This is a genomic window from Thermodesulfobacteriota bacterium (assembly GCA_040756475.1).
Lineage (GTDB): Bacteria > Desulfobacterota > Deferrisomatia > Deferrisomatales > JACRMM01 > JBFLZB01.
On the sequence record JBFLZB010000294.1, the window covers coordinates 1 to 3,561 of the forward strand.

A 3,561-nucleotide genomic window follows, 5' to 3' on the forward strand; every position below is an offset into this window, starting at 1 on the left:
TTCCCGCCGGGCATGGCGGTGGTCTACCCCTACGACACCACGCCCTTCATCAAGATCTCCATCACGGAGGTGGTGAAGACCCTCGTGGAGGCCATCGTCCTCGTCTTCCTCGTGATGTTCCTCTTCCTCCAGAACTTTCGCGCCACGCTCATCCCCACCATCGCCGTGCCGGTGGTCCTCCTCGGGACCTTCGGCGTGCTCTCCGCCGGGGGGTACTCCATCAACACGCTCACCATGTTCGCCATGGTGCTCGCGGTGGGGCTCCTGGTGGACGACGCCATCGTGGTGGTGGAGAACGTGGAGCGGATCATGACCGAGGAGGGGCTGCCGCCCCGGGAGGCCACCATCAAGTCCATGGGGCAGATCACCGGGGCCCTGTGGGGAATCGCGCTCGTGCTGGCGGCGGTCTTCCTCCCGATGGCCTTCTTCGGGGGCTCCACGGGCGTCATCTACCGGCAGTTCTCCATCACCATCGTCACCGCCATGCTGCTCTCGGTGATGGTGGCCATGATCCTCACCCCGGCGCTGTGCGCCACGCTCCTGAAGCCCGTGGCCAAGGGGCACGTGGCCGCCGAGACCGGGTGGTTTCGGGGGTTCTTCCGGTGGTTCAACCGGTGGTTCGACCGGAGCAGCCGGGGCTACCAGAGCGCGGTGGGCCGGATGGTCCGGCGGCCGGGGCGCTACCTGGTCCTCTACGGCGGCATCGTGGCCGCCATGGCCGTGCTCCTCCTGCGGCTCCCCACGGCCTTCCTGCCCGACGAGGACCAGGGCTTCATCGTCTGCCAGGTGCAGCTTCCGGCCGGCGCGACCCAGGAGCGCACCCTCCAGGTGATCCAGGACCTGGAGCGCCACTTCCTGGAGGGGGAGGTGCGGGCCGTTGAGGCCGTGATGGCCGTCACGGGCTTTAGCTTCGCCGGCCGGGGCCAGAACATGGGGCTCGCCTTCGTCAAGCTCAAGGACTGGGAGCTCCGGCGGGACCCGGAGCTTCGGGCGGGCGCCGTGGCCCGCCGCGCCATGGGGGCGTTTTCCCGCTTCCGCGACGCCCTGGCCTTTGCCTTCACCCCGCCCGCCGTGGTCGAGCTCGGGCAGGCCAACGGCTTCGACCTCCAGCTCCAGGACCGGGCGGGCCTGGGGCACGCGGGGCTGATGGAGGCGCGCAACCAGCTCCTGGGCATGGCCGCCCGCAACCCCAAGCTCGTGGCGGTGCGCCCCAACGGGCAGGAGGACACCCCCCAGTTCAAGCTCGACATCGACGACGCCCGGGCGGGGGCACTGGGGGTCTCCCTGGCCGACGTGAACAGCGTGCTCGCCACCGCCTGGGGCAGCACCTACGTAAACGACTTCATCCAGGACGGACGGGTCAAGAAGGTGTACGTCCAGGCCGACGCCCCGTACCGGATGCTTCCCGAGGACATCGGCCGCTGGTACGTCCCCAACCGCAGGGGCGAGATGGTGCCCTTCTCGGCCTTTGCCGCCGGCCGGTGGCAGTACGGCTCGCCGCGGCTCGAGCGCTACAACGGCACGCCGTCGATCCAGATCCTGGGCCAGGCGGCCCCCGGCCGAAGCTCCGGGGAGGCCATGGCCGAGATGGAGAAGATGGCCGGAGAGCTCCCGCCGGGCATCGGCTTCCAGTGGACCGGCCTCTCCTACGAAGAGCGCCGGGCCGGCGCCCAGGCGCCCGCCCTCTACGCCATCTCGCTCCTGGTGGTGTTCCTGTGCCTGGCGGCCCTGTACGAGAGCTGGGCGGTGCCCTTCTCGGTCATGCTGGTCGTTCCCCTGGGGATCGTGGGGTCGGTGCTCGCCGCCACGTCCCGGGGCTTCGCCAACGACATGTACTTCCAGATCGCCATCCTCACCACCATCGGCCTCTCGGCCCGCAACGCCATCCTCATCGTGGAGTTCGCCAAGGAGCAGATGGAACGCGGCGTGGGGCTGATCGAGGCCACCCTGGAAGGCGCGCGGCTTCGCCTGCGGCCCATCCTGATGACTGCGCTCACCTTCGGCATCGGGGTCTTCCCCCTGGCCGTGAGCAAGGGGGCCGGCTCCGGCGCCCAGAACGCCATCGGCACCGGTACGGTGGGCGGCATGGTCACCGCCACCGCGCTCGGGCTCTTCCTCGTGCCGGTCTTCTTCGTGGTGGTGCGCCGGCTCTTCCCGGCCAGGCAGCCCGCCGCGGCCGACGCCCCCGCCGGCCTGGCTCCGTCCCCGGAGGTGCCTTGAGATGAGGCGAGCTTCCGCCCCCCTCCTCCCCGCCCTCGCCTCCTGCCTGGCCCTTGCCCTCTGGGGCTGCGCCACCCTGGCGCCCGAGTACGCCCGGCCCGAGGCGCCGGTCGCGCCCGCCTGGCCGAGCGGGCCGGCGTATGCCGCGGTCGAGCCCGGCGCCCCGGCCCCGGCCGAACTCGCGTGGCAGCGCTTCTTCGTCGACGAGAAGCTCCGGGCTCTCCTGGAGCTCGCCCTGGAGAACAACCGGGACCTGCGGGTGGCCGCCCTCCAGCTCGAGCGCTCCCGGGCCCAGTATCGGATTCAGCGCGCCGAGCTCTTTCCCGCGGTCCACGCCGCGGGTGCCGCCTTGGCCCAGCGAATTCCGGCCGACCTCTCGCCCACCGGCGAGTCCACGATCGCCCGGCAGTACACCGTGGGAGGGGGCGTGGCGGGCTACGAGCTCGACCTCTTCGGCCGGGTCCGCAGCCTCGAGCACCGGGGCCTCGAAGCGTTCCTCGCCACCGAGCAGGCCAAGCGCAGCGTCCAGATTAGCCTGCTTTCCGAGGTGGCCGTGCGGTACCTGGCCCTCGCGGCGGACCAGGAGCGCCTGCGGCTCGCCCGCGACACCCTCGCCTCCCAGGAGGCGTCCTACGGGCTCATCCGCCGGCGCGCCGAGCTCGGCATCGCCTCCGAGCTCGACCTGCGCCAGGCCCAGACGAGCGTGGAGACAGCGCGGGCCGACATCGCCCGCTTCACCGCCCGGGTGGCCCAGAATCGAAACGCCCTCCAGCTCCTCGTGGGAACGGGGATGGGCCCCGAACTCCTCCCGGACGAGCTCGGCGCCGTCACCGTGCTCCAGGACCTCTCGCCGGGGCTGCCCTCGGAGGTCCTCCAGGGCCGCCCCGACATCCTCCAGGCGGAGCACGAGCTGCGCAGCGCCAACGCCAACATCGGGGCCGCCCGCGCGGCGTTCTTTCCCCGGATTACGCTCACGACCTCCCTGGGGCTCGGAAGCGACGAGCTCTCCGGGCTCTTCGACGGGGGGGCCCGGACCTGGAGCTTCCTCCCTCAAATCACTGTCCCCCTCTTCACCGCCGGAGCCAACCAGGCCAACCTCGCGGTGGCCGAGGCCGACCGGGAGATCGCGCTGACCCGGTATGAGAAGGCCATCCAGGACGCCTTCCGGGAGGTGGCTGACGCCCTGGCCGAGCGCGGCACCCTGGGCGACCTGCTCGCCGCCCAGGAGGCCTTGGTGGAGGCGGCGGCCGTTACCCACCGCCTCTCCGACGCCCGCTACCGGGGCGGGGTCGACAGCTACCTCGCCGTCCTCGACGCCCAACGGGCGCTCTACGCCGCCCA

2 protein-coding genes are annotated in these 3,561 nt (G+C 71.6%); both read left to right on the forward strand.

What is annotated here, in order from left to right:
* Window positions 1–2,220: efflux RND transporter permease subunit (locus tag AB1578_22685; GenBank protein ID MEW6490705.1), on the forward strand; the 2,220-nt coding region annotated here is incomplete at its 5' end.
* Window position 2,221: 1 nt separating this feature from the next.
* Window positions 2,222–3,561: efflux transporter outer membrane subunit (locus tag AB1578_22690; GenBank protein MEW6490706.1), on the forward strand; the 1,340-nt coding region annotated here is incomplete at its 3' end.